Origin of the sequence: Brevundimonas sp., assembly GCF_029945885.1 — a bacterium.
Classification (GTDB): Bacteria; Pseudomonadota; Alphaproteobacteria; order Caulobacterales; family Caulobacteraceae; genus Brevundimonas.
In genome coordinates, this window is record NZ_JAQSDK010000037.1 from 452,247 (window position 1) to 475,000 (window position 22,754).

Genomic DNA, 22,754 nt, shown 5'->3' on the forward strand with positions numbered 1-22,754 from the left:
TCATGATCCTCAGACGCGTTCGATGACGGTGGCGACACCCATGCCGCCGCCGATGCACAGGGTGATGAGGGCGGTCGACTTGCCCGAGCGCTCCAGCTCGTCGAGCACGGTGCCGGTGATCATGGCCCCGGTGGCCCCCAGGGGGTGACCCATGGCGATGGCCCCGCCGCAGACGTTCATCTTGTCGTGGTCGACATCGAGCGCCTGCATGAAGCGCAACACCACGGCGGCGAAGGCTTCGTTCAGCTCATAGAGGTCGATGTCGGTCGACTGCATGCCCAGTCTGGCGAGCAGCTTCTTGGCCACGAACTCGGGGCCGGTCAGCATGATCGACGGCTCCGACCCGATCGAGGCCGCGCCGAGAATGCGGGCGCGCGGCTTGAGGCCTGCGCCCTGGCCGGCTTCCTTCGTGCCGATCAGCACCCCGGCCGAGCCGTCGACGATGCCCGAGCTGTTGCCCGGCGTGTGCACGTGATTGACGCGGGCGACCTCGGGGTAGCGCTGGTTGATCACGGCATCGAAGGCCATCTCGCCCATCATGGCGAAGGACGGCTTCAGCGCGCCCAGGGTCTGCATGTCGGTGCCGGGACGGATGGTCTCGTCGCGGTCCAGCTGGACCAGGCCGAGCTGGTTCCTGACCGGGATGACCGAATTCTTGAACCGGCCCTCTTCCCAGCTGCGGGCCGACCGCTTGTGGCTCTCGACCGAATAGGCGTCGACGTCGTCGCGGCTGAAGCCCCATTTCGAGGCGATCAGGTCGGCGGACACGCCCTGGGGCACGAAATAGGTCGGGAAGGCGCTGGACGGATCGACCGGCCAGGCCCCGCCGTCGCTACCCATAGGCACGCGGCTCATCGCCTCGATACCGCCGCCGACCGCGAAATCGGCCTCGCCGGACTTCACCTTGGCCGCGGCCATGTTCACGGCCTCAAGGCCCGAGGCGCAGAAGCGGTTGACCTGGACGCCCGAGGTGGTCTCGGCCCAGCCGGCGGTCAGCACGGCGGTGCGGGCGATGTCGGCCCCCTGCTCACCCACCGGGGAGACGCAGCCGAGGATGACGTCATCGACCCTGGAGGTGTCCAGTTCGTTGCGGTCACGCAGGGCTTCCAGCACCTGGGTGGCCAGCGACAGGGCGGTAATCTCGTGCAGGGAGCCGTCCTTCTTGCCCTTGCCGCGCGGGGTGCGAACCGCATCGTAGATATAGGCTTCGGCCATGGGGCGTCTCTCTTGGCTGGGGTCCCCGGCCCGGCTCTCGATGCCGGGCGACGAACGGGACGGACGGTTTGGAGCGTGCCCGCCACAAACCCTACGTTTACGTCAACGTCAAGTATTTCCGCCCCGAAAAGGGGATTCCGGCACGGCCCGGCGGACCGCTTGGGACCGCCGGGCCGTCCGAAACCTCAGCGGACCGCCGCCAGCCTGACCAGCTTGCCGTCCGTCTCGTCAGTGACGACCCAGACCGCGCCGTCGGGTCCAACGGCGACATCGCGCACGCGCTCACCCAGGGTGGTCAGCAACCGCTCTTCACCGACCACCCGGCCGTTCTCGATCACGAGACGGGCGATGTGTTTGTCCTTCAGGGCGGTGACCAGCAGATTGCCGCGCCAACCGGGGAACATGGCCCCGTCATAGAAGGTCATGCCGCCGGTCGCGATCGACGGATCCCAGTAGTAGACCGGCTGTTCGATGCCTTCGCGCGCGGTGATCCCGCCGTTGATCGGCGCGCCGCGGTATTCGACGCCATAGGCGACCTCGGGCCAGCCGTAGTTGGCCCCGGCCCGCTCGCGGTTCAGTTCGTCGCCGCCGCGGGTGCCGTGCTCGACCGTCCAGACGTCCCCGGTGCCCGGCTGGATCGCCACGCCCTGCATATTGCGATGCCCCAGCGACCAGATCTCCGGCAGGGCCCCGACCTGGCCGACAAACGGATTGTCGGCCGGGACGGTGCCGTCGGCGTTGATGCGGATGGTCTTGCCCATGTGCGAACCCAGGCCCTGGGCCTGGGGCCGCATCGGGGTATCGGACCGCTCGCCCAGGGTGATGAACAAGGTGCCGTCCGGCGCGAAGGCCAGGGACGAGCCGAAATGTTTGTCGCCGTCATAGGCCGGCAGGGCCCGGAAGATGACCTGCACCCCCTCGACCCGGCCCCCGTCTTCGGACAGCCGCCCACGCGCCACCGAGGTGGCATTGCCGCCATCGACGCCGGAGTCCGGGCGGGCCTCGGCATAGCTCCAGTAGATCATCCGGTCGGTCCCGAAGGTCGGCCCGGTCACCACATCCAGCAACCCGCCCTGCCCCCGGGCCGCGACCGGCGGCAGGCCCGCGACCGGCGCACTGACCGCGCCGTCGGCGCTGATGATGCGCAGCCGTCCCGGACGTTCGGTCACCAGCCAGCGCCCGTCCGGCATCAGGGCCAGGCCCCAGGGATGCTCCAGCCCGCTGGCGATCACCGCATGGCTCAGGGCGAGGGTCGTCTGCACACCCGCGGCCCGGGTCTGGCCGGCGAAGGCCGGTTGCTGGTCCGGGGCATTGGCCGGGCGGCTTTCGACCGGGGCCCCGGCGGCGGACGGGGCCCCGTCCTGGGCACTGCAGGCGGCGGCCATGGCGAGGGCGGAAACGGTGACGGCCAGACCGATCAGACGCATGATTTCTTCTCTCTTCACCGGGCCGGACCCGCCCGCATGCCCCTTGATACCGCGACAGGGCCTTTCGGTCACGACAGGGCGTCGACCGCCCCGGCGACCGATCGGCAAGCGACGACTTGAACCCGCGCCCGCGCCTCTATATAGGCACGCCTCTCCCGCCCCGGCCCCGGCCGGTCCGGGGATCGAGGCATAGTGGCTGGGTAGCTCAGCTGGTTAGAGCGGTGGATTCATAACCCACAGGTCGGCGGTTCAAGTCCGCCTCCAGCCACCATTTCCTCGCACACCCGGAGCCGGACGGCGCAACCGTCACCGCAGCTCCGCGTTTACGGTCAAGGTTCAACCTGCTCCGGGAGCATTCCATGTCCATCCGCATCACCACCCTCGCCGCGACCGCCGCCCTGGCCCTGGGCCTCGCCGCCTGCACGCCGGCCGAGCAAAACCAGGCCGAGGCCAACACCGAGGCCGCCGCCGACAATACCGCCGAGGCCGCGGCCTCGGCCGGTGACCAGATCCAGGAAGGGGCCGCCGCCGCCGGCGAGGTCATTGAGGGCGGGGCCATGAAGGCGGCCCAGGCCGTCGAATCCGGGGCCGGCAAGATGGCTGACAAGCTTGAGGCCAACCAGGCCGAGGCCGCCGCCGAAGGCCGTCCGGGGGCCACCGCCCCCACGCCGCAGCACTAGTTTCCGCAAGGCCGGGCCGGGCGTCAGTCCGGCTCGGCCAGCAGGGCCTCGATCAGGGCCCGGGCCTGGGGCCCGGCCCAGTCGGCCTCACCGGCGAAGGCCGCGCGAATCCGGCCCTGACGGTCCAGCAGGATGGTCTGGGGCATCTTGCCCTCGCCGGGGAAGACGAAGGGCAGGCGGAAGCTCGGGTCGCTGTACAGCGGCAGGGGCTCATGCACGTCGATGAAACTGGTCGCATCGGCGATCGCATCGGCCCCGGTGTCGACATTGACCGGCAGCACCACCAGATCCTGCCCGGCATACAGGTCGGCCAGCCGGGCCAGGGTCGGCATCTCGGTCCGGCACGGCGCGCACCACATGGCCCACAGATTGACCACCACCACCTTGCCGCGGAAGTCCGCGAAGCGGACATCGGCACCGTCGCGGGATTTGAACACCTGATCCGGGGCCTGGACCAGGATCGCCGGCGTCTCCAGCCGGGCCAGGGGACCAGTGGCGAAACGGGCCAGGTCGCTCTTCGGCGCGGCCGCCGGAACCGCAGCTTTGAAGACAGCGGCCCTGTTGGCGTATAGCAAGGCCGCGCCACCGATCCCGAGGATCAGCACCGCCGCCGCCATCGCCCATCCCGCCTTCTTCGAGCCGCTCATGTCCACCTCGTCCGACGCCCCGACATCCCCTGCGGATCGTACCCAGGGACAGACCCTATGGGGCGGGCGCTTCAACGCCAAGCCCGCAGCCATCATGCAGGCCATCAATGTCTCGATCGCTGTCGACCAGCGCCTGTGGCAGCAGGACCTGGCCGGGTCGCGGGCCCATTGCCGCATGCTGGAGAAACAGGGGATCATCGGCACCGCCGACGCCGCCGCCATCCTGGCCGGGCTCGACACCGTCGAGGGCGAGATCCGCGACGGTTCCTTCCCGTTCCGCGACGCCTATGAGGACATTCACATGAATGTCGAGGCACGGCTGGCCGAGCTGATCGGCGAACCGTCGGGGCGGCTGCACACGGCCCGCTCGCGCAATGACCAGGTGGCCACCGACTTCCGCCTGTGGGTGCGCGACGCCTGCGACGGCACGGTGGCGCAGCTGCAGGCCCTGCAGCGCGCCCTGCTGGCCCGGGCCGAACAACATGCCGCCGACCTGATGCCCGGTTTCACCCATCTGCAGACGGCCCAGCCGGTCACCTTCGGCCACCATCTGATGGCCTATGTCGAGATGTTCGGCCGCGACGCCTCGCGCTTCGCCGACGCCCGCAAACGGATGAACGAGAACCCGCTGGGCGCTGCCGCCCTGGCCGGGTCCCCCTTCCCGGTCGACCGCCATATGACCGCCGCCGAACTGGGGTTCGACCGGCCGATGGGCAACAGTCTCGATGCCGTCTCGGATCGCGACTTCGCGCTGGAAAGCCTGGCCGCCGCCACCATCTGCGCCGGCCACCTGTCGCGCCTGGCCGAGGAGATCGTCATCTGGATGACGCCGATGTTCGGCTTTGCCACCCTGCCCGACGACCTGACCACCGGCTCGTCGATCATGCCGCAGAAGCGCAATCCCGACGCCGCCGAACTGGTCCGGGCCAAGACCGGCCGCATCCTCGGCTCCTTCGTCGCCCTGTCGACGGTGATGAAGGGCCTGCCGCTGGCCTATTCCAAGGACATGCAGGAGGACAAGCCGCCGGTGTTCGAGGCCTTCGACGCCCTCGACCTGGCCCTGTCGGCGATGACGGCGATGATTTCCGTGATCGAACCCAATACCGAAAACATGCGCGCCGCCGCCGGCGCGGGCTTCTCGACCGCCACCGACCTGGCCGACTGGCTGGTGCGGGAACTGAACCTGCCGTTCCGCAAGGCCCACCATGTGACCGGGGCCGCGGTGAAGCGGGCCGAGGCCCTGGGCGTGGATTTGTCGCAACTGCCGCTGGCCGAACTGCAATCGCTTGAAGCGGGCGTGACGGAAGCGGTTTACAAGGTACTCACCCCTGAGGCTTCCTGTGCCAGCCGCCAGAGCTTCGGGGGCACAGCGCCGGAACAGGTCCGTGCGCGCATCGCCGAATGGAAGACGCGCCTGTCATGACCAGACTGCTCCTGTCGGGCGCGATCGCCCTCATCGCCCTGTCCGCCGCCGGTTGCGGCCGGATCGCCGACCTCGAGGCCCCGCCGGCGCGCAAGACCGAACGGGCCCTGCCAGACGCGCGCGGTCCGACGCCGACCGAGCCGGCCACGGTCTATCGTCCGCCCAGCCAGATGCCGATCGAGGGGGGCACCACCGGCAACCCCTATGACGGGCCGCACTAGACCTTGCATCATTTCGACCTGAAGGACGGCGCGCTGCACGCCGAAGGCGTGTCGCTCGAGACCCTGGCCGAAACGGTCGGCACCCCTGTCTATGCCTATTCCAGCGCCACCTTGCGCCGTCACTATGGCCTGTTGCGCGATGCGGCAGACGCCTGGCCCGACGCCCTCGGCGAGGCCCTGATCGCCTTTGCGGTCAAGGCCAACAGCAATCTGTCGGTACTGGCGACCCTGGCCCGGCTCGGCTGCGGGGCCGATACCGTGTCCGAGGGCGAGATCCGCCGCGCCCTGGCCGCCGGCATCCCGGCCGAACGGATCATCGTCTCGGGCGTGGGCAAGACCGACGCTGAACTGGCCTTCGCCATCGACACCGGCGTGCGCCAGATCAATATCGAATCCGCGGTCGAGCTGGCCCGGCTGATCGCGGTCGCTGCGGCGCGCGACGCCAGCCCGGCCGTGGCCATCCGCGTCAATCCCCGCATCGGGGCCGGCGGCCATGCCAAGATCACCACCGGCGGCGACACCGATAAATTTGGCGTGCCGGTCGCCGACGCCCTGAGCCTGTATGCCCGTGCCGCCGCCTCGCCCCACGTGACCCCGGTCGGCCTGGCCTGTCATATCGGCAGCCAGATCACCGACCTGGCCCCGCTGGAGGCCGCGTTCCAGGTGCTGCGCGACATGACCCTGACCCTGCGGTCACAGGGGCTGACGGTCAGCCGGCTCGATCTGGGCGGCGGTCTGGGCGTGCCCTACGTCGGCGGCGAGAGCGATCCCCCGTCCCCGGCCGCCTATATGGCCATGGCCGCCCGGGTGCTGGACGGGCTGGGGGTCGAGGCGGCGTTCGAGCCCGGCCGGCTGCTGGCCGCCAATGCCGGGATCCTGCTCAGCCGCGTCATCCAGATCAACGAACGCAGCGACGGCCGCCGCTTCCTGGTGCTGGACGCGGCGATGAACGACCTGATGCGCCCGGCCCTGTACGACGCCTGGCATGAGGTGGTGCCGGTCCGGCCGCGCCCCGGGGCCGCCCGCCCGCACGACATCGTCGGCCCGGTCTGCGAGACCGGCGACACCTTCGCCCGCGACCGCGACCTGCCGCCGCTCGAGGCCGGCGACCTGGTCGCCTTCATGGGGGCCGGGGCCTATGGGGCGGTCATGGCCAGTGAGTACAACAGCCGCCCGCTGGTGCCCGAGGTTCTGGTCGACGACGGCCGCTGGGCCGTGGTCCGGGCCCGGCCGACCTATGCGCAGATGCTGGCCCGCGAGCCGAAGGCCGACTGGCTCTAGCCCCCCCCGGGAGTCAGTAACCCTGGGCTTTGGCCAGCCGGTCGGTGTGGAAGCCGGCGTCGCCCAGCAGTTCGTTCAGCACCCGCACCCGCTTCATGAACAGGCCGACGTCGTATTCGTCGGTCATGCCGACGCCGCCGTGCATCTGCACCGCCTCCTGCACCGCCAGTTCGGCGACGCGTCCGGCCTTGGCCTTGGCGACCGAGACGGCCAGACCCGCGTCCTCGCGGCCCGCGTCGAGCCGTTGCAGCGCCCCCATCACCGCCGCCCGCGCCAGTTCGATCTCGGTGAACAGATGCGCGGCCCGGTGCTGCAGGGCCTGGAACTCGCCGATCGCCTTGCCGAACTGTTTGCGGGTCCGCAGATACTCCAGCGTCGACTGGAAGGCCTGGTCCCCGGCCCCGGTCAGGGAGGCCGCGGCACAGGCCCGGCCCAGGTTCATCGCCCCCTCCAGCAGCGCCTCACCGCCGTCGACGGCCCCGATCACGGCGTCGGCGTCGACCGCGACATCGGTGAGGGTCACCCGGGCGGCGTTGTGGGCGTCGACCATGACGGTGCGCTCGATCTCGACGCCGCTGGTCTTGGGATCGACCAGGAACAGGGTCAGGCCGTTTTCGGTCAGGGCCGCCACGATCAGGGCATCCGCGACATGGCCGTCCAGCACAAAGCCCTTGGCCCCGTTCAGCCTGAAGCCATTGCCCGAACGCTCGGCTGTCGTCGTCCATTTCGACGGGGCGTGTTTGCCGCCCTCGTCGATCGCCAGGGCCAGCATGGCCTCGCCCGCGGCGATCTTCGGCAGCCAGGCCGCCTGTTGTTCAGCCGAACCGCCGTCCACCAGCACCTTCGCCGACAGTACGCCCGAGCCCATGAAGGGCGACGGCGTCAGGGTCCGCCCCAAAGCCTCGGCCACCACCCCGGCCTCGACCGCGCCGAGGCCCGAGCCGCCGTGCTCTTCCGGAATGATCACCCCGGCAAACCCCATCTCGCCGAAAGCCCGCCACAGGTCGCGCGAAACGCCGTCGGCGTCGTGTGAGTCGCGCAGCTGGCGCAGGTGGGCGATCGGCGCGTGCTCATTCAGGAAGCCGTCGGCGGCGTCCTTCAGCATGGTCTGCTCTTCGGTCAGGATCAGCGGCATGGGCTCAGGCTCCCGGCAGTTGCAGCAGGTGTTTGGCGATGATGTTCAGCTGCACCTCGCTGGTGCCGCCTTCGATGGAATTGGCCTTGGTGCGCAGCCAGTCGCGGGCGGCGGTGCCCTTGCGTGACCGGTCGCTTTCCCACTCCAGCGCATCGGAACCCCCGGCGGCCATGGCCAGTTCGTGGCGGCGCTTGTTCAGCTCCGAGCCGTAGTATTTCAGCATCGAGGCGATGGCCGGGCTGACCTGCCGCGCCTTCACCTGATCCCCGACCCGTTCCATCGACAGGTTGAAGGCGGCCAGGTCGACCTCCAGTTCGGCGATCCGGGCGCGCAGCATCGGATCGTCCAGCCGGCCCTCGTCATCGGCCCCGATCGAATCCGCCGCCACCTGGCCCATCGGTCGCCCGCCGCCGATCGAGCCCATGGCCCCGATCATCGTCCGCTCATGCGCCAGCAGCGCCTTGGCCACGTCCCAGCCGCGGTTCAGCGTCCCGACGAGGTTGTCCTTCTCGACCCGAACGTCGTCGAGGAAGGTCTCGCAGAAGGGCGACTTGCCGCTGATCAGGGTGATGGGCTTGGTCGAGACGCCCGGGGTCGCCATGTCGAACAGGACGAAGGAGATGCCCAGATGTTTGGGGGCCTCGGGATCGGTGCGGACCAGACAGAAGATCCAGTCGGCCTTGTCGGCATAGGAGGTCCAGACCTTCTGGCCGTTGACGATCCAGTGATCCCCCTTATCGACGGCCCGGGTCTGCAGCCCGGCCAGGTCCGAGCCCGCGCCCGGCTCGGAATAGCCCTGGCACCAGCGGATCTCGCCGCGCGCGATCTCGGGCAGGAAGCGCGTCTTCTGTGCCTCGGTGCCGAACTGCAGCAGGGCCGGGCCCAACATCCAGATGCCGAAGCTGGACAGGGCCATCTGGGCGTCGATGCGGCGCAGTTCGGACGCCAGCACCTTGGCCTCCTCGCGGCTCAGCCCGCCGCCGCCGTAGGCCTTGGGCCATTCCGGCGCGGTCCAGCCGCGCGCGCCCATCCGCTCCATCCAGAGCTTGTGGGCCGGGGTCTTGAAGCTGGCATTGCGGCCGCCCCAGACGCGATCCTCGTCGCTCTCGACCGGACCGCGGCACTCGGCCGGGCAGTTCGCCTCCAGCCAGGCCCGCGTCTCGGCGCGGAAGGTTTCAAGATCGGTCATGGGCGCTCTCCTGTCCTTCAGGAACGATAGCAGCGATTCACAGGTGACGCTGCGTCAGCGTCTCCTCCCCATGGCGAAGTCATGGGGAGGGGGACCGCGAAGCGGTGGAGGGGCTGTTGACGCCGCGCGACGGCGTCCGAAGCGACATCCCCTCCGTCACGGCGCAAGCGCGTCGCGCCACCTCCCCATCGCTACGCGACAGGGAGGAGACTCACTGTCCGCCGGGCAGAAACGGCGAGAAGGTGATCACGGTGAAGGTGTCGCGGATGTGCGGCCGGGTCTGCACCACCTTGGTCACGAAGGTGCCGATGTCCTCGTCCTTGTGCAGGTTGAACTTGGCCAGCAGGTCATACTGGCCCGAGGTCGAATAGCATTCCGAGACCTTGTCGACATTGTCGACGATGTCGGCCGCCACGTCATTGGCGTGGCCCAGCTCGCATTTGATGAAGACGAAGATGGCGGTCATCATGGGCGGGGGCTCCGGAGAGATAGGGCTTAGGGCTTAGGTCTTAGGGCTTAGTTCGCTCCCGGGCCAGACGCCACTCCCCTGCTTCCTATCCCTACTGCCTAAGCCCTAAGCCCTACACCTCGTCAGCCGGGATCACGCCCTTGGACCACGAAGCCCAGTACAACAACCGCGCCCTGGTCCCCGACCATCCGGCGATGATGGCGCGCTGGCGCGAGTCGGCCGAGGCTGCGCGGTCCGCGACGCCGCCGCTGGAACTCGCCTACGGCCCCGGCCCGCGTGAGGTGATGGACCTGTTCGCGGCCGGACCCGACGCCCCGGTCGCCGTCTTCCTGCACGGCGGCTACTGGCAGGCGCTGGACAAGGACTGGTTCAGCGGCCTCGCCCCGGCCCTGGCGGCCCATGGCGTCGGCCTGGCCATCCCCTCCTACGACCTGTGTCCCGAGGTGCGGCTGGGGCAGATCCTGCGTCAGGTCCGCGCGGCGGTCGAGGCGGTGCGGGCCCGCACCGGCACCCGCCCGGTCGTCTTCGGTCATTCGGCGGGCGGCCATATGGCCGCCTGTATGCTCAGCGAGGGCCGGGCGTCGGCCGCCGTGGCCATTTCCGGCGTCTTCGACCTCGCCCCGCTGATCCCGACTTCGTTGAACGCGGCCCTGCGCCTGGACGCGGCCGAGGCCGCCGCCCTGTCGCCGATCCACTGGCCCGTACCCAACGGCTCGACCCCCGGCGGCACGGTGCTGGACTGTGTGGTCGGTGGCGACGAGAGCGTGGAATTCCTGCGCCAGAGCCGGATGATGGCCGACCTGTGGGGCGCGAAAGGGGTCGAGACCCGCTACGCGGCCCTGCCCGGTCTCAACCATTTCACCGTGCTGGACCCGCTGCGCGACGCGGACAGTCCACTGGTGCAGCGGATCGTCGACCTGGCCCGCACGGCCCGGTGACGGGCGGTCAGGTCCCGGCGACAGCCTCGACATTGGTCCGGGCCCAGCGGCCCACCTTCAGCGACAGGTCGTCGACGAAGACCGGCTTGGCGACCCGGTCGTCGAACAGGCTGGCCCAGCCCAGCTTGCCGCCGACATCTTCCGAGTCCGCGGTAAAGGCAAGAATCGGCGTGGTGCGGTTCGCCCCCCCGGCCTGACGAATGGCGCGGGTCGCACCCGGCCCGTCCAGGCCCGGCATGCGGATATCCATCAGGATCAGGTCAAACGGGGTCGAGGCCGCCTGATCGACCGCCTCCTGGCCGGACCCGGCCTCGGTGACCGTCACCCCCTTGGGTGACAGCATCAGGGCCACGATCTCACGGTTGGTGGCGCTGTCATCCACGACCAGAAGCCGCAGTCCCGTCAGGGCTTCCGCGTCGCTGTCCGCGCGACTGGCGGAGACGACCGCTCCCAGGGGTGACGCGACCGCACAGGGCAGGTCGAACCAGAAAATACTGCCGCCGCCGGGGCGGGCCACGGCACCGATCTCGCCGTCCATCGCCTCCACCAGCCCCCGGGAAATGGCCAGTCCCAAACCGGTTCCGCCGTGGCTGCGCGTGGTCGATCCGTCGACCTGCGAAAACCGTTTGAACAGCCGGTCCGCGCGTTCGGCCGGAATGCCCGGCCCCGTGTCGGCCACCTCGCAGCGCAGCCGCCCGGACCGGGCATGATAGAAGGCTGTCACCGTAACCTCGCCGGTGGTGGTGAATTTCACGGCATTGCCGATCAGGTTCAACAGCACCTGCCGGACCCGGCCCGCATCCATCAGCAAGGCCCCCGGCAGTTCATCGGCATCCACCAGTCGCAGGGGCAGGGCCTTCTGGGCCGCCTGGGGTTCGAACAGCCCCAGCGCCCCCTCCAGCATCCCGCGGACATCAACCGGCAGACGTTCGATCTCGACCTGACCGGCTTCCAGCTTGGTGAAGTCCAGGATGTCATTGACGATCGTCAACAGGGCCTGACTCGACCCGGCGATCCGGTCGACCGACCGGCGGGCCTGGGGCGACAAGCCGGTCTCCTCGTCCAGCAGGGACGAAAATCCCAGAATACTGGTCAGCGGCGTCCGGAGCTCATGGCTCATATTGGACAGGAATTCGGTCTTGATGGCCGTCGCCCGCTCGGCCTCGGTCTTGGCCTCGCCCAATGCCTGCTGGGCCAGATATTGGTCGGTGATGTCCTGAAACACCCCGAACAGCGACACGACCTGGCCCCGTTCGTCGCAGATGCATTCGGTCTTCGCGTTCGTATAGCGGATTTCACCGTCCTGGCGGCGGATCCGCAACTGCGACCCATAGCCTTCGCCGGTCGCGACCGCCGTCTGGATCAGGGTCTCCAGAACCGGGCGGTCGTCCTCGTGATAGAGCTGGATCAGGGCCTCATAGGTCGGCGGCCCCCCGGCCGGGTCCACCCCGTGAATGCGATAGACCTCGTCGGACCAGTCGGCATGGCGGGTGGCCCGGTCGTAGCGCCAGTGGCCGACCCCGGACAGGGCCTGGGCCATGTCCAGCAGGCAGTGCCTTTCCGCCAGATCGTGCCGGGCCTGACCCAGTTCCAGCTGATCGACGACAATCTTGCCCAGCGCCTTCAGATGTTCGAAATCATCCTCGGTGGCGTCAGGCCGCGCGACGGTGTCGATCACGCACAAAGTGCCCAGGTTGAAGCCGTCCCGGCTCGTCAGGACCGCCCCCGCGTAGAAGCGGATATGGGGTGCCCCTGTGACCAGCGAATTATGCGCGAACAGCGGATGGACGCTGGCGTCCTTGACCAGGAAGACCGACCCCTCGTCCATCCGGATGGCATGATCGCAGAAGGCCAGCTCCCTGGGGGTTTCGCTGACGTCCAGGCCGATACACGACTTGAACCACTGCCGGTCGGTATCGATCAGGGAGACGAGGGCGATCGGCACCTGGAAATGGGCGGCGGCCATGGCCGTGATCCGGTCGAACCGGGCTTCAGGAAGCGTGTCCAGCACATGCTGCTCACGCAGCGCCTGCATACGCGCCTGTTCCAGCGAAAGGCTGCTCGTGTCCAAAACCATGGCTGACGGTCCCATCAAATGCAGAAGGAGGGGTTACCGGCGATATCCGGTGGTTTCCCTAGTTCCCCCGCCGGTCGCTGCCCGCCCCGGACACAGGGATTGATCACGGGTCCCTTGACGCCCCCGCCGTCCCGGTCGAGTCAGGGTATCGACCACGGAGATCCCCATGCGCCACGACCGCCTCGCCGTCCTTACCGCCCTCGAGAGCCAGGGCGTGGTGCCCGTCTTCTATCATCCGGACCCCGAGGTCTGCCTCAACGTCATCCGCGCCTGCGCCCGTGGCGGGGCCCCGGCGGTGGAGTTCACCAATCGCGGCGATTTCGCCCACGGCCTGTTCACCGAGGTGGCGAAGGAGTTCGCCCGCACCGACCCTGACATCATCCTCGGCATCGGTTCGATCGTCGACGCCCCGACCGCCGCCCTGTTCATCGCCTCGGCGGCCCGGTTCATTGTCAGCCCGGTCCTGAATCCCGAGGTGGCCCGGCTGTGCAACCGGCGGATGATCCCCTATGCGCCGGGCTGTGGCTCGGCGACCGAGATCTCGACCGCCCAGGAGCTGGGCTGCGAGATCGTCAAACTCTTCCCCGGAGCCTCCGTCGGCGGCCCTGATTTCGTCAAGGCCGTACTGGGGCCGATGCCCTGGACCAAGATCATGCCGACCGGCGGCGTCGATCCCGACGCGGCCTCGATCGCCAGATGGTTCGGCAGCGGCATCGTCGCCGCCGGCATGGGCTCGAAACTGATCACCGACGCCGCGATCAAGGCGAAGGACTGGGCCGGGATCGAGGCCCAGGTGTGCCAGACCGTCCACACCATCGCCGCGTTCCGGGCCGGCTAGAGCCGACCCGGAAACGCCTGGCCCCTACTGCCCCAGGGTCGGACTGTTCAGGTCAACCCCGGCCGCCGGAATCATCACCAGGTCCGGATGGGCCGCGCGCAGGGCCTCAATGAACTGCGCCGAATCCCCGACCACCACCACATAGGCCTGGGCCGGGTCGACCCGCGCTGCCGCCGCCGCCAGACTCGCCGGTGTGGTGGCGCGAATCCGCTCGGGATAGCCGACGATATCGGTCAGGGGCAGGCCGTACTGGACCGCTTCAGCCAGCACCCCGCCGAGGCCGGCGGTGGTCTCCAGCGCCCGCGAATAGCCGCCGGTGATGAAGGTCTCGCGGTCGGTCACGGCGGTGTCGCTGACCGGCTCGGCCGTCAGTCGCGTCATCTGGGCCAGCACCAGGTCGACGACCTCGGCGGCGCTCTCGTTCTTGGTCTGGGTCGAGGCCGTCAGCAGGCCGCCGCCGACCCGGGCACCGACCGACGAATAGGCCCCGTAGCTGAGCCCGCGCTTGGCCCGCACCTCCTGGAACAGATAGCCGCTCTGGCCGCTGCCCATCACCGCATTGGCGACGCTCAGCGGATACCAGTCATCGCTGGAACGCAGCGGCGCGCGCACCGCCGCCGTCACCGCCGCCTGGCCCGCGCCCGGCATGTCGACCACCACCACCCGCGGCGGCCGCACCGGCCCGGCCCGGTCGGCGATCACCGGCACCGGTCCGGCGGGACGAACCCACCCGCCCAGGGCTTGCTCGGCGAAGGCGAAGCCTTCCTCGGCGCTCATGGCCCCGGTGACGATCAGGGCCGCATTGTCGGGCCGCCAGAAGGCGTTGTGATAGCCGACGATCTGGTCGCGGGTGATGCTGGCCAGGCTCTCGACCGTCCCGTCGCCGGGCACGCCATAGGCGGCGTCACCATAGGCGATCCGGTCCAGCACCGCCGCAGCCAGCGGCCCGGGCTGGCGCATCGCCACCCGCTGGCCGTTGATGGCCCGGGTGCGGGTGCGCTGCAGTTCCTCGGCGGCGAAGGCCGGACGCTGCACCACATCGGCCAGCACCGCGCCAACCTGCTGGGCCGAGGCGACCGGGGTCGAGACGAACAATGTGGTGGAATCCGCGCCCGCTCCGCCGCCAATGTCAGCCCCCAGGGCCTCCAGCAGCCGGGCCTGTTCCGGGGCCGAGCGACCGCCCGCCCCCTGACTGGACAAGGCCGCCGTCAGCTGGGCCAGGCCGGCGCTGCCGGCCGGATCCCCCGCCGCCCCGCCGCCGATCACCAGCCGCGCATTCATGATCGGCAGGTCGGTCGACCGGGCCACGATCACCCGCAGACCGTTGGCCAGCACCCGTTCGGCGATCACCGGGGGCGTCGCCGCGCGCGGCTCGGACGGGGCCGGCGGGGCCATGCGCTGGTCCTCGGGCAGCAGGGCATTGGCGGTGCGGATCGCCGGCGGCACGGTCAGGAACACCGGCATCGGGGCCGGGTTGCGCCAGCTGTCCCCGGGCACGCCCTCGGGGCGCTGGCTCTCGTCCAGATAGCGGGCCGAGACCCGGGCCTGATCGACCAGATATTTGCGCGCCACCCGCTGCACATCGGCGACGGTCACCGCCTGGACGGCCCGCAGGTGGGCGTCGGGGGCGGCGGGGTCATGCTCGGCCACCAGAGCCCGGCCGAGGATGAAGGCCCGGCCCGAGGCGGTCTCGCGCTGGCGCAGGTCCGAGGCCAGGATCTCGGTGCGGGCCTCGGCCAGTTCGGCGTCGCTGACCGGCTCGTTGCGGATGCGGTTGAGCTCGGCGTCCAGCGCCGCCTCGACCGCGCCGATGTCCTGGCCCTGGGCCACGGTGGCAGTGACGGTGATCGAGCCCGCCTCCTCCATCGAGCTGACCCCGAAGCCGGCATTGACCGCCAGCTGGCTGCGATAGACCAGGGCCTGGTACAGGCGCGAACTGTCGCCGCGCGACAGGATGGCCTGCATCACGTCGAGGGCCGCATTGTCCGGATCGGCAGCGTCGGTCCCCGGATACATCAGGGCCACGGCCGGCAGCGGCACATTGGGGGCATAGGCGACGACCTGACGCGGCGTGGTCCGCGGTGGCGACACCGGCCGCTCCAGACGCGGCACCGGCCGGTCCGGGTTGTCGATCCCGGCGAAATACTGGTCGACCCAGACATCCAGCCGGGCTGGATCAAAGGCCCCGGAGACGATCATCGTCGCCGTCGCCGGCCGGTAATAGGCCTCGTGGAAGGCGCGCGCGTCCTCGAGGGTGGCGGTGTCCAGCTCTTCCAGCGAACCGATCACGCTGCGGCGATAGATGGACTGGTCAAAGGCATTGTCGCCGATCACGAACCGCCCCAGCCGGCCATAGGGCGGGGCCAGCACCCGCTGGCGCAGCTCCTCCTGCACGATCGACCGTTCGGCCTCGAACGTGGCCTGGTCGACCACCGGCCGCGCCATCCGCTCGGCATGGGTCCACAGGATGGTCTCCAGATACTGCGGCGGCACCGTCTCGTAGTAGTTGGTGAAGTCCTGGCTGGTCGAGGCGTTGCGCGTGCCGCCGACGTTCTCGACGATGGTCGAGATCTGGCCATAGGGCAGGTTGACGGTCTTGCGGCTGAGGATGTGTTCAAACAGGTGGGCGAAGCCGCTGCGCCCCTGCGGATCGTCCTTGCCGCCGACGTCGTACCACAGGGTCACGGTCACCGTGCCGGCGGTCGCGTCCGGCATCGCATAGACGTCCAGCCCGTTGGCCAGTTCGCGATGGGTATAGACCAGCGGCGGCACCACGATCGCGGCGCTGGCCGGCGCGCTCGCCGGGGTCTGGGCGAGGGCCGGGGCGGCCAGGGCCAGAACGGACAGCGAGGCCCCCAGAAGGGCGACGCGGGTCAGGCGGAAACGGATCATCGGGGGTGGCTCCGGAACGACGGGAGCGAGACCCTAGCAGTCCCGTTTCCGGGCGATAGTTACGACGCCGTAATGTAACCGCCGGTCCGGATCAGGCCCCGCCGTCAGGCCTTGTCGCGCACCCGCATGGCCCCGCCGGCCCCCGCCTGGACCTCGAACCGGCCGGTGGCGCGGATCAGGTCCGACAGCTTGGCATAGCCATAGGTGCGCTGGTCGAAATCCGGATAGGCGTTGCGCAGCCGGTTGCCGATACCGCTGAACGGCACCCAGCCGTCGCCGTCCTCGTCCATGTCCGAGATCACCGAGGCGATGATCCGCGTCGCCTCGGTCGGCTTGCGCTTGCCCGCCGCCGGGGCCGCCGCCGCCGCGCCGCGTCCGCCCGACGGGGCCGCCGTCTCGCTGACCGGGGCGCTCAGGTTCTCGGTATAGATGAAGCGGGTGCAGGCCTGACGGAAGCTCTCGGGCGTCTTCTGCTCGCCGAAACCATAGACATCGACGCCCTCTTCCCGGATGCGCGACGCCAGCCGGGTGAAGTCGGCGTCCGACGACACCAGGCAGAAGCCGTCGAACCGCCCCGAATGCAGCAGGTCCATCGCATCGATGACCAGGGCGATATCACCCGAATTCTTGCCCTTGGTATTGGCGAAATTCTGCTGCGGCTGGATCGCGTAGCGGGCCAGCACCTTGGTCCAGCCCTGGATCTGGGCGCTGGCGAAATCACCATAGATACGCCGGGCCGAGGCCTCGCCCAGGGTGGCGATCTCGGCGAACAGGGATTCGGCGATCCGCGACGAGGCGTTCTCGGCGTCGATCAGGACGGCCAGACGGGGAGCCCTCGGATTCAGAAAGGTGGCATCGGCAGACATGGGGCGAAGGCTTTCGAACAGTTCAGCCGCCAGACTCGGCCCGCCCGCGCGCGCGGTCAATCCTCCGCGTCGCCGGCCGCGGCCGCCGCCGCCCGCTCTTCCGCCTCCATGTCCGCATTCATGGCCAGGATCCGCTGCAACAGGTCCGCGCGCAGCTGGTCCTCCTCGGCCGCGTCCAGCCGTGGCTCGCCGTCGACAGCCTCCGCCGTCGCCGCCCGGCGCTCGGCCAGCCGCGTATAGACCTCGGCCAGGCCGGCCAGGGTGCGGGCCTCGGTCCACAACTGGCCCCGCATCGCCCGGCCCGAGGCCAGCACCGCCGCCCGCGCCAGTTCGGCCGGATCGCCGGCCGCCGCATCCTCGTCCGGGGCGGTCGCGAACAGCCGCGCCGCCTTCGCCTCCGGGCGATTGGCCCGGGCCTGGGCCAGCTCGGCCTCGCGCGCCACCGCCTGGGCGATGGCCTGGCGGTCGCCCCAGTCGCGCTTGGTCGACTCATGCTGGGTGATCCGCTTGCGCACCGCGTGCTGCGACACCCGCCATTTCAGCGCCAGTTCGCGCGCCGTCGCCCCCTCGCGATACTCTTTCAGGATCAGTTCCCACGTCGCCGTCGACAGGCGGTAATGGGCGGGACGGTCGGAGGGGGGCGGCACCAGATCGGTCATCACAGCCCACAGTCTAACCCGGCCCCGGCCCCTGCGAGGTCCATCGCCGCAAACGCCCCGCAAACCCCGCCAATCCCGCCCATCGGGGGGCCAGACACAAAGCCGTCGCCCGCCCCTCGACGCCCTCCCCGCCCGGGTCTAGACCCTGCGCATGGCCACAGAACTGTACGACCTCACCGTCCCCGTCTTCACCAAACACCTGACCGCCCTGTCCGGCCTTCTGGACAAGGCGCGCGACCATGCCGCCGCCACCGAGCAGGACGCCGCCGCCCTGCTGGAACACCGGCTGATCGCCGACATGCATCCCCTGACCCGTCAGGTGCAGATGGCCGCCGACAGCGCCAAACTCTGCGTCGCCCGCCTGTCCGGCATCGCCGCCCCGGTGGCCGGGGATACCGAGACCACCATCGACCAGCTGCAGGCCCGCATCCGCCTGTCGCTCGACTATCTGGCCTCGGTGCCGCGCACCGCCGTCGACGGCCAGGAGGAGCGCGCGGTCGTCCTGACCTTCCCGTCCGGCGAGATGCACTTCACCGGCCGCGACTATGCGGTCGGCTTCGCCTGGCCGAATTTCTATTTCCACCTGACCACCGCCTACGCCCTGCTGCGCGCCCGCGGCGTGCCGCTGGGCAAACGCGACTTCTTCGGCGGACTGTAGGGGGCGAACGCGGTCCTGACGGCGGCACCGGGCCCTTGTCATCCCGGACGCCGCAACGCGGCGATCCGGGACGGCATCGACCCAAAGTTCAGAACGCCCGGAAATCGCGGAGCGATTGTCCGGGAGACGGCCGGCCACCGCACCCCGCCCTGACCTGTCTCCCGGATAGCGGCTGACGACTCTTCCGGGAGTTTTTCGGTTCTGCGATCCGGCGTCCCGGATCATCGCTTCGCTCTGTCCGGGATGACAAGGGGTCCGGTCGGCTGTCGAAAAGGCGGACCCCCTCAGTCGAACATTTCAGGCAGCCGCCCCGCCTTGAAGAGGATGGTCGGCGTCTCGTCATAGTCGCCCAGTTCGGTGTCGGCCGAGACCGAAAACGCCACCACCCCCAGCCGCAGCGGGGCCAGCCGTTCCGCCTTGCGCCGCGCCTCTTCCGCGTCCCTGCACCCGACCTGCGGCTCGGCCTGCAACGCCCCGCCGCGCCCGGCCACATAGGTCTGCAGGATATAGACGGTTTCACTGGCCATCCCCGGCAGTGCGGCCTGTTCGGCGGCGGGGTCAAGGGGTTGGGCCAGACACACGGGTCGAAGCCCTGTCTCCTCCCTGTCGCGCAGCGACGGGGAGGGGGACCGCGAAGCGGTGGAGGGGTTCTGTCCGCCTCACCTACGCTCCGGCACGCCGAGAGCCTTTGATGAAAGCTTGGTCGACAGATTTCCAGTCAGAACGAGCCCCTCTTGCGTAGGTGACCTGTCCGGCTATGCGTGCGCGTTGGTGGAAGATAGGCTCGATCGAGAAAACATTTGTCGAGGCAGGGCTTTGATTGATTCACTAACGCGCTTGCTGAAGCTGATGACGCAACATGGCGCGTATCGCATTTATGCGAAGCGGCTCTCACCAAACGACAACTCCAAGAACCAAGTTTACCTTGGAGGCGGATTCTCGGCATTGAACGTTATTCCCCACGGCGAAATCTATGTCGACACGACCTCGCGTGGTGGGAGCAAGCAGGACCGTGCGAAAGCAGCCGTCAGGTTTTTCTGGATTGATGAGAACGGCAAGCACCTCGCGCCAGATGCGAACCTGATCCTCTACCCGGACTACCCCGAAGTGCGAATGTCCGGCCTTCTTCTTGGCTGTCAGGCTGCGCCAAACGGCTTGATGACGATACGGGACGAGGGGCGCGTTTTGTTTCTCGGCGTTACCCGAGAAGGCGAGATTCTTGGGTTCGTCACGGAAGGTACCAGTCCCATTTCCAACCAGCTCAATGCATATGCATGGCCTACGCTGGGCGTCTTCCTTGAGTTACCGCTCAGCCTCGGCGAACCGACTGAACCGAAGGGGATCCTGCTCGCACATTTGCGCAGGATCCATGATTTGAAGTGGATCGCGTCTCAGAAGCTCACGCGGACGGGATCAAACGCCCCCTACGCGGCCCGTAACGGGGGCGGCTACACTCTCGAGGCAGAACTCGGCATCCAGCCCAACGGGCATGCGGAACCCGACTTCATGGGCTGGGAAGTTAAGCAGTATGGCGTGAGGGATTTTACCAAGTTTGCACCCAAGTCGGCGGTCACTCTGTTCACGCCGGAGCCGACAGGAGGGTTCTACAGGACGGGAACAGCAGAAAGGTTCGTCGAACGTTTCGGGTATGTCGACAAGAGTGGGAAGCCCGACAGGATCAACTTCGGCGGAATTTACTCCTGCCTGAAAGCCGCGCACGCTGACACGGGACTGCGCATGACTCTCAACGGTTTCGATGCTGGAGCCGGAAAAATTACCGATATGGACGGGGGGCTGGCACTGATTTCGCAGGATGGTGAGGAGGCTGCGACATGGTCCTTTTCGGGCCTGATGGCACACTGGAACAGAAAGCATGCTCAGGCCGCCTATGTTCCTTCACTCTTCCGCACACCGCCACCTGAGTACTCGTATGGGTCGCAGGTTATTCTATGCGAACAGACCGACTTCATCCTTTTCCTGAAGGCATTTGCTGCAGGAAAGGTCTATTACGATCCAGCGCTGAAGCTCGAAAAAAACGCGTCCGGCAAACAGGTACTCAAAAAGCGGAGTCAGTTCCGAGTCCAGCACTCCAACCTCACGCAGATGTATCATCGCCACGAAATCGTCAACTTGGCCGCCTGACACCAAAGCTACTGCTCCGGACTTCTAACGAACTCATGGCTGAGCTGTCGGAGCACCCTGGATTTCAAGGATGGCGTCGCTTCCGGCCAACCAAGACTCGCACTCGTTCATCATCGTTTCCAAGGGTAACCTAGACCTGCCTTTCAGCGCACATTCCCAAACCACGCCCACGCGCCAGCCTGCCGCCAGGAGTGCGGCCGTCGCTACCCCGTCCACCTCCCGGTTCCGCCCGATCTTCTGCCGCCAGAACTCCGGTCGCGTCTTCGGCCATTTGAACATGTGGCAGTCGTGGCCGTGCCAGAAACAGCCATGCACGAAGATCACGGCGCGATATTTGGGAAGGCACAGGTCCGGCTTGCCGGGCAGGTCCTTGCAGTGAACCCGGTAGCGAAACCCGCGCGCATGCAGGCCGCGCCGGATCAGCATTTCGGGTTTGGTATCCTTGCCCCGGATACCCGACATCATCCGGCTGCGGGTGGCCGGATCGACGACGTCAGCCAAGCCCGGCCTTCGGCCGTTTTCCGAGGGCCGCAAACAGGTGCGGCTTCATATGTTCGGCAACGGCTTTCACAGCCGGCACCACAACAGAATTTCCGAACTGACGATAGGCCTGGGTGTCCGAGACCGGGATGATGAAGTCGCCACCCCGGGGCGAGTCAAACCCCATCAACCGCGCACACTCCCGGGGCGTCAGTCGCCGGGGTACCTTGCCTTCCTGCTTCACCAGGATTTCCGAGCCGTCCTTGTGATAGCGGGCCGACAGGGTGCGGGCGACATCCTCGGGCCCGACCAGGCCGAAGCCAAAGCCGTTCCCGGCCGCCCGATGCTTTTCCTTGTAGCGCTGCAGATAGGCCCAGAGATTGTCGGTCAGCGTATATTTGTCCGCCACGCGACCCGAGTTGCCGACCGTGAATCGTTGGTCCGGAATCTCGGACTCGTCACCTTCGCGGTGCAGGATTTCCACCAGTTTCGGCGCGGCATCGGGCAGCTTCATATCGGCAAAGCGGAAGCCCTGGTCCTCACGGAAGCCGACGATAAAAATCCGCTCGCGATGCTGGGGCGTCCAGTGGCGCCCGTCGATGACCCGGAAATCGATCTTGTAGCCAAGCTCCTCGGTCAGAACGTCCTTGATCGTCTGGAAGGTCTTGCCCTTGTCGTGACCGATCAGGTTGCGGACGTTCTCGAGCAGGAAGGCGGCGGGCCGGTGGTGGGCGATGATCCGCGCCACGTCGAAGAACAGGGTACCCTGTGTCTTGTCTTCAAAGCCGTGCGCCCGACCCAGGGCGTTCTTCTTGGACACCCCGGCGATAGAGAATGGTTGGCACGGAAAACCGGCCAGCAGCACGTCGTGCGCCGGAATGTCCGCGACATCGACCTTGGTGATGTCGCCGTTGATCGGATGATCGTCGTTCGGGAAGTTCGCGGCGTAGGTCTTCTGGCTGAACTTGTCCCACTCGGACGTGAAGACGCAGCGGCCGCCGATCGATTCAAAGCCGCGACGCAGGCCGCCGATCCCGGCGAACAGGTCGATAAAGGTAAAGGCCGACGCGTCCTTGCCGCCATCGCCCTCAATGACCTTCAGCGCCGGCTGAACGGCCGCAGGCTTCGCAGGCGCATCGATATAGCGACGGGCAACAGCACCATCCGCCGTCGCCTGGCCTGCCTGCTTGACCATCAGTTCGTACTCCGAGGGGACCGACTCACTCGCCGGTTCAGTCTGGCAGACTGCCAGGAAGCCGCCAGGAGAACAAGCGGGGAACGGAAGGAGCGGCTGATCGAACGTTTCCATCCGCCCAGCCTGCGTCTTTCAGGCCAATCCGGCTACCAACCCAAGGTAGGTTCAGCCCCCACGGGCCAACACCCCACCCCTCAATCGTCATCCATCTTCAGGGCCGCGATAAACGCCTCCTGCGGGATCTCGACCTTGCCGAACTGGCGCATCCGCTTCTTGCCGGCCTTCTGCTTCTCCAGCAGCTTCTTCTTGCGGGTGGCGTCGC

At 68.2% G+C, this 22,754-nt stretch carries 22 protein-coding genes and 1 tRNA gene; 9 read left to right on the plus strand and 14 right to left on the minus strand.

Going from position 1 to position 22,754, the window contains the following annotated elements:
• Positions 1–9: 9 nt before the first annotated feature.
• Both PSV00_RS15165 and PSV00_RS15170 read right to left on the minus strand, forming a co-directional pair.
• On the minus strand, positions 10–1,215 hold the full coding sequence (locus PSV00_RS15165; RefSeq protein ID WP_300448904.1) for an acetyl-CoA C-acetyltransferase: 1,206 nt from the start codon (positions 1,213–1,215) through the stop codon (positions 10–12).
• Between the two features lie 185 nt (positions 1,216–1,400).
• Positions 1,401–2,642 carry a PQQ-dependent sugar dehydrogenase gene (locus PSV00_RS15170; RefSeq protein ID WP_300448907.1) on the minus strand — a complete coding sequence of 414 codons (1,242 nt, stop codon included), beginning with the start codon at positions 2,640–2,642 and terminating at the stop codon, positions 1,401–1,403.
• Between the two features lie 194 nt (positions 2,643–2,836).
• Between PSV00_RS15170 and PSV00_RS15175 the strand changes: the two genes are divergently transcribed.
• Positions 2,837–2,913 (plus strand) — tRNA-Met (locus PSV00_RS15175).
• 88 nt (positions 2,914–3,001) lie between these two features.
• The gene (locus PSV00_RS15180) at positions 3,002–3,322 is read left to right on the plus strand and encodes a hypothetical protein (protein ID WP_300448910.1); all 321 of its coding nucleotides are present in this window, start codon (positions 3,002–3,004) and stop codon (positions 3,320–3,322) included.
• A 23-nt stretch (positions 3,323–3,345) separates the two neighbouring features.
• Here PSV00_RS15180 and PSV00_RS15185 read toward each other — a convergent pair whose 3' ends face one another.
• Positions 3,346–3,969 carry a TlpA disulfide reductase family protein gene (locus PSV00_RS15185; RefSeq protein ID WP_300448911.1) on the minus strand — a complete coding sequence of 208 codons (624 nt, stop codon included), beginning with the start codon at positions 3,967–3,969 and terminating at the stop codon, positions 3,346–3,348.
• Here PSV00_RS15185 and argH point away from each other — a divergent pair.
• The 3 genes from argH to lysA are packed head-to-tail and all read left to right on the plus strand — an operon-like array spanning position 3,968 to position 6,894.
• A complete protein-coding gene (argH, locus tag PSV00_RS15190) occupies positions 3,968–5,392 on the plus strand; it encodes an argininosuccinate lyase (protein WP_300448914.1) in 1,425 nt (474 codons plus the stop codon). The two genes, PSV00_RS15185 and argH, sit on opposite strands and share 2 nt — an antisense overlap.
• Positions 5,389–5,613, plus strand: coding sequence for a hypothetical protein (locus PSV00_RS15195; RefSeq protein WP_300448917.1), 225 nt, complete (start codon positions 5,389–5,391; stop codon positions 5,611–5,613). Before argH ends, PSV00_RS15195 begins: the two co-directional genes overlap by 4 nt.
• A 3-nt stretch (positions 5,614–5,616) precedes the next feature.
• A complete protein-coding gene (gene lysA / locus PSV00_RS15200; RefSeq protein ID WP_300448920.1) occupies positions 5,617–6,894 on the plus strand; it encodes a diaminopimelate decarboxylase in 1,278 nt (425 codons plus the stop codon).
• A 13-nt stretch (positions 6,895–6,907) separates the two neighbouring features.
• On the opposite strand, the gene PSV00_RS15205 is transcribed toward lysA, so the two are convergent.
• From PSV00_RS15205 to PSV00_RS15215, 3 genes are all read right to left on the minus strand, one after another.
• Positions 6,908–8,029 carry an acyl-CoA dehydrogenase gene (locus PSV00_RS15205; protein ID WP_300448923.1) on the minus strand — a complete coding sequence of 374 codons (1,122 nt, stop codon included), beginning with the start codon at positions 8,027–8,029 and terminating at the stop codon, positions 6,908–6,910.
• 4 nt (positions 8,030–8,033) lie between these two features.
• On the minus strand, positions 8,034–9,218 hold the full coding sequence (locus PSV00_RS15210; RefSeq protein ID WP_300448926.1) for an acyl-CoA dehydrogenase family protein: 1,185 nt from the start codon (positions 9,216–9,218) through the stop codon (positions 8,034–8,036).
• Positions 9,219–9,429: 211 nt separating this feature from the next.
• Positions 9,430–9,687: an Lrp/AsnC ligand binding domain-containing protein gene (locus tag PSV00_RS15215; protein WP_300448928.1), complete on the minus strand. Its 258-nt coding sequence runs from the start codon at positions 9,685–9,687 to the stop codon at positions 9,430–9,432.
• Positions 9,688–9,827: 140 nt separating this feature from the next.
• On the opposite strand from PSV00_RS15215, the gene PSV00_RS15220 reads away from it, so the two are divergent.
• A complete protein-coding gene (locus tag PSV00_RS15220; RefSeq protein WP_300448931.1) occupies positions 9,828–10,625 on the plus strand; it encodes an alpha/beta hydrolase in 798 nt (265 codons plus the stop codon).
• Positions 10,626–10,632: 7 nt separating this feature from the next.
• Here PSV00_RS15220 and PSV00_RS15225 read toward each other — a convergent pair whose 3' ends face one another.
• On the minus strand, positions 10,633–12,702 hold the full coding sequence (locus tag PSV00_RS15225) for an ATP-binding protein (protein ID WP_300448934.1): 2,070 nt from the start codon (positions 12,700–12,702) through the stop codon (positions 10,633–10,635).
• A gap of 166 nt (positions 12,703–12,868) precedes the next feature.
• Between PSV00_RS15225 and PSV00_RS15230 the strand changes: the two genes are divergently transcribed.
• A complete protein-coding gene (locus PSV00_RS15230; protein WP_300448937.1) occupies positions 12,869–13,540 on the plus strand; it encodes a bifunctional 4-hydroxy-2-oxoglutarate aldolase/2-dehydro-3-deoxy-phosphogluconate aldolase in 672 nt (223 codons plus the stop codon).
• A gap of 24 nt (positions 13,541–13,564) precedes the next feature.
• Here PSV00_RS15230 and PSV00_RS15235 read toward each other — a convergent pair whose 3' ends face one another.
• The 3 genes from PSV00_RS15235 to PSV00_RS15245 all read right to left on the minus strand — a co-directional run bounded on the left by PSV00_RS15235 (position 13,565) and on the right by PSV00_RS15245 (position 17,957).
• Positions 13,565–16,432, minus strand: a complete 2,868-nt coding sequence (locus tag PSV00_RS15235) for a pitrilysin family protein (protein WP_300448940.1) — start codon at positions 16,430–16,432, stop codon at positions 13,565–13,567.
• A 104-nt stretch (positions 16,433–16,536) separates the two neighbouring features.
• The gene (locus tag PSV00_RS15240) at positions 16,537–17,298 is read right to left on the minus strand and encodes an NYN domain-containing protein (RefSeq protein WP_300448942.1); all 762 of its coding nucleotides are present in this window, start codon (positions 17,296–17,298) and stop codon (positions 16,537–16,539) included.
• Between the two features lie 56 nt (positions 17,299–17,354).
• Positions 17,355–17,957, minus strand: coding sequence for a hypothetical protein (locus PSV00_RS15245; protein WP_300448944.1), 603 nt, complete (start codon positions 17,955–17,957; stop codon positions 17,355–17,357).
• A 151-nt stretch (positions 17,958–18,108) separates the two neighbouring features.
• Here PSV00_RS15245 and PSV00_RS15250 point away from each other — a divergent pair, with 151 nt between their 5' ends.
• The gene (locus PSV00_RS15250; RefSeq protein ID WP_300448946.1) at positions 18,109–18,615 is read left to right on the plus strand and encodes a DUF1993 domain-containing protein; all 507 of its coding nucleotides are present in this window, start codon (positions 18,109–18,111) and stop codon (positions 18,613–18,615) included.
• Positions 18,616–18,899: 284 nt separating this feature from the next.
• Here PSV00_RS15250 and PSV00_RS15255 read toward each other — a convergent pair whose 3' ends face one another.
• On the minus strand, positions 18,900–19,142 hold the full coding sequence (locus PSV00_RS15255) for a hypothetical protein (RefSeq protein ID WP_300448975.1): 243 nt from the start codon (positions 19,140–19,142) through the stop codon (positions 18,900–18,902).
• Positions 19,143–19,452: 310 nt separating this feature from the next.
• On the opposite strand from PSV00_RS15255, the gene PSV00_RS15260 reads away from it, so the two are divergent.
• Positions 19,453–20,757 (plus strand): MvaI/BcnI family restriction endonuclease, encoded by a 1,305-nt coding sequence (locus tag PSV00_RS15260; protein ID WP_300448948.1) that lies wholly within the window; start codon positions 19,453–19,455, stop codon positions 20,755–20,757.
• A gap of 33 nt (positions 20,758–20,790) precedes the next feature.
• Here PSV00_RS15260 and PSV00_RS15265 read toward each other — a convergent pair whose 3' ends face one another.
• The 3 genes from PSV00_RS15265 to PSV00_RS15275 form a co-directional block, all read right to left on the minus strand.
• Entirely contained in the window at positions 20,791–21,258 is a 468-nt protein-coding gene (locus PSV00_RS15265; protein WP_300448949.1) for a very short patch repair endonuclease, read from the minus strand.
• The gene (gene dcm, locus PSV00_RS15270) at positions 21,251–22,432 is read right to left on the minus strand and encodes a DNA (cytosine-5-)-methyltransferase (RefSeq protein ID WP_300448952.1); all 1,182 of its coding nucleotides are present in this window, start codon (positions 22,430–22,432) and stop codon (positions 21,251–21,253) included. Before dcm ends, PSV00_RS15265 begins: the two co-directional genes overlap by 8 nt.
• 194 nt (positions 22,433–22,626) lie before the next feature.
• Positions 22,627–22,754 (minus strand): hypothetical protein (locus PSV00_RS15275; RefSeq protein ID WP_300448977.1); only part of this gene is annotated, 128 nt, incomplete at its 5' end.

Coding starts and splice junctions, on each gene's coding strand:
- PSV00_RS15205 (WP_300448923.1), bottom strand. CDS start 8,029: ATGCCGCTGATCCTGACCGAAGAGCAGACCATGCTGAAGGACGCCGCC.
- PSV00_RS15255 (WP_300448975.1), bottom strand. CDS start 19,142: ATGGCCAGTGAAACCGTCTATATCCTGCAGACCTATGTGGCCGGGCGC.
- dcm (WP_300448952.1), bottom strand. CDS start 22,432: ATGGTCAAGCAGGCAGGCCAGGCGACGGCGGATGGTGCTGTTGCCCGT.
- PSV00_RS15195 (WP_300448917.1), top strand. CDS start 5,389: ATGACCAGACTGCTCCTGTCGGGCGCGATCGCCCTCATCGCCCTGTCC.
- PSV00_RS15245 (WP_300448944.1), bottom strand. CDS start 17,957: ATGACCGATCTGGTGCCGCCCCCCTCCGACCGTCCCGCCCATTACCGC.
- PSV00_RS15185 (WP_300448911.1), bottom strand. CDS start 3,969: ATGAGCGGCTCGAAGAAGGCGGGATGGGCGATGGCGGCGGCGGTGCTG.
- PSV00_RS15215 (WP_300448928.1), bottom strand. CDS start 9,687: ATGATGACCGCCATCTTCGTCTTCATCAAATGCGAGCTGGGCCACGCC.
- PSV00_RS15165 (WP_300448904.1), bottom strand. CDS start 1,215: ATGGCCGAAGCCTATATCTACGATGCGGTTCGCACCCCGCGCGGCAAG.
- PSV00_RS15250 (WP_300448946.1), top strand. CDS start 18,109: ATGGCCACAGAACTGTACGACCTCACCGTCCCCGTCTTCACCAAACAC.
- argH (WP_300448914.1), top strand. CDS start 3,968: ATGTCCACCTCGTCCGACGCCCCGACATCCCCTGCGGATCGTACCCAG.
- PSV00_RS15230 (WP_300448937.1), top strand. CDS start 12,869: ATGCGCCACGACCGCCTCGCCGTCCTTACCGCCCTCGAGAGCCAGGGC.
- PSV00_RS15235 (WP_300448940.1), bottom strand. CDS start 16,432: ATGATCCGTTTCCGCCTGACCCGCGTCGCCCTTCTGGGGGCCTCGCTG.
- PSV00_RS15180 (WP_300448910.1), top strand. CDS start 3,002: ATGTCCATCCGCATCACCACCCTCGCCGCGACCGCCGCCCTGGCCCTG.
- PSV00_RS15170 (WP_300448907.1), bottom strand. CDS start 2,642: ATGCGTCTGATCGGTCTGGCCGTCACCGTTTCCGCCCTCGCCATGGCC.
- PSV00_RS15240 (WP_300448942.1), bottom strand. CDS start 17,298: ATGTCTGCCGATGCCACCTTTCTGAATCCGAGGGCTCCCCGTCTGGCC.
- PSV00_RS15210 (WP_300448926.1), bottom strand. CDS start 9,218: ATGACCGATCTTGAAACCTTCCGCGCCGAGACGCGGGCCTGGCTGGAG.
- PSV00_RS15225 (WP_300448934.1), bottom strand. CDS start 12,702: ATGGTTTTGGACACGAGCAGCCTTTCGCTGGAACAGGCGCGTATGCAG.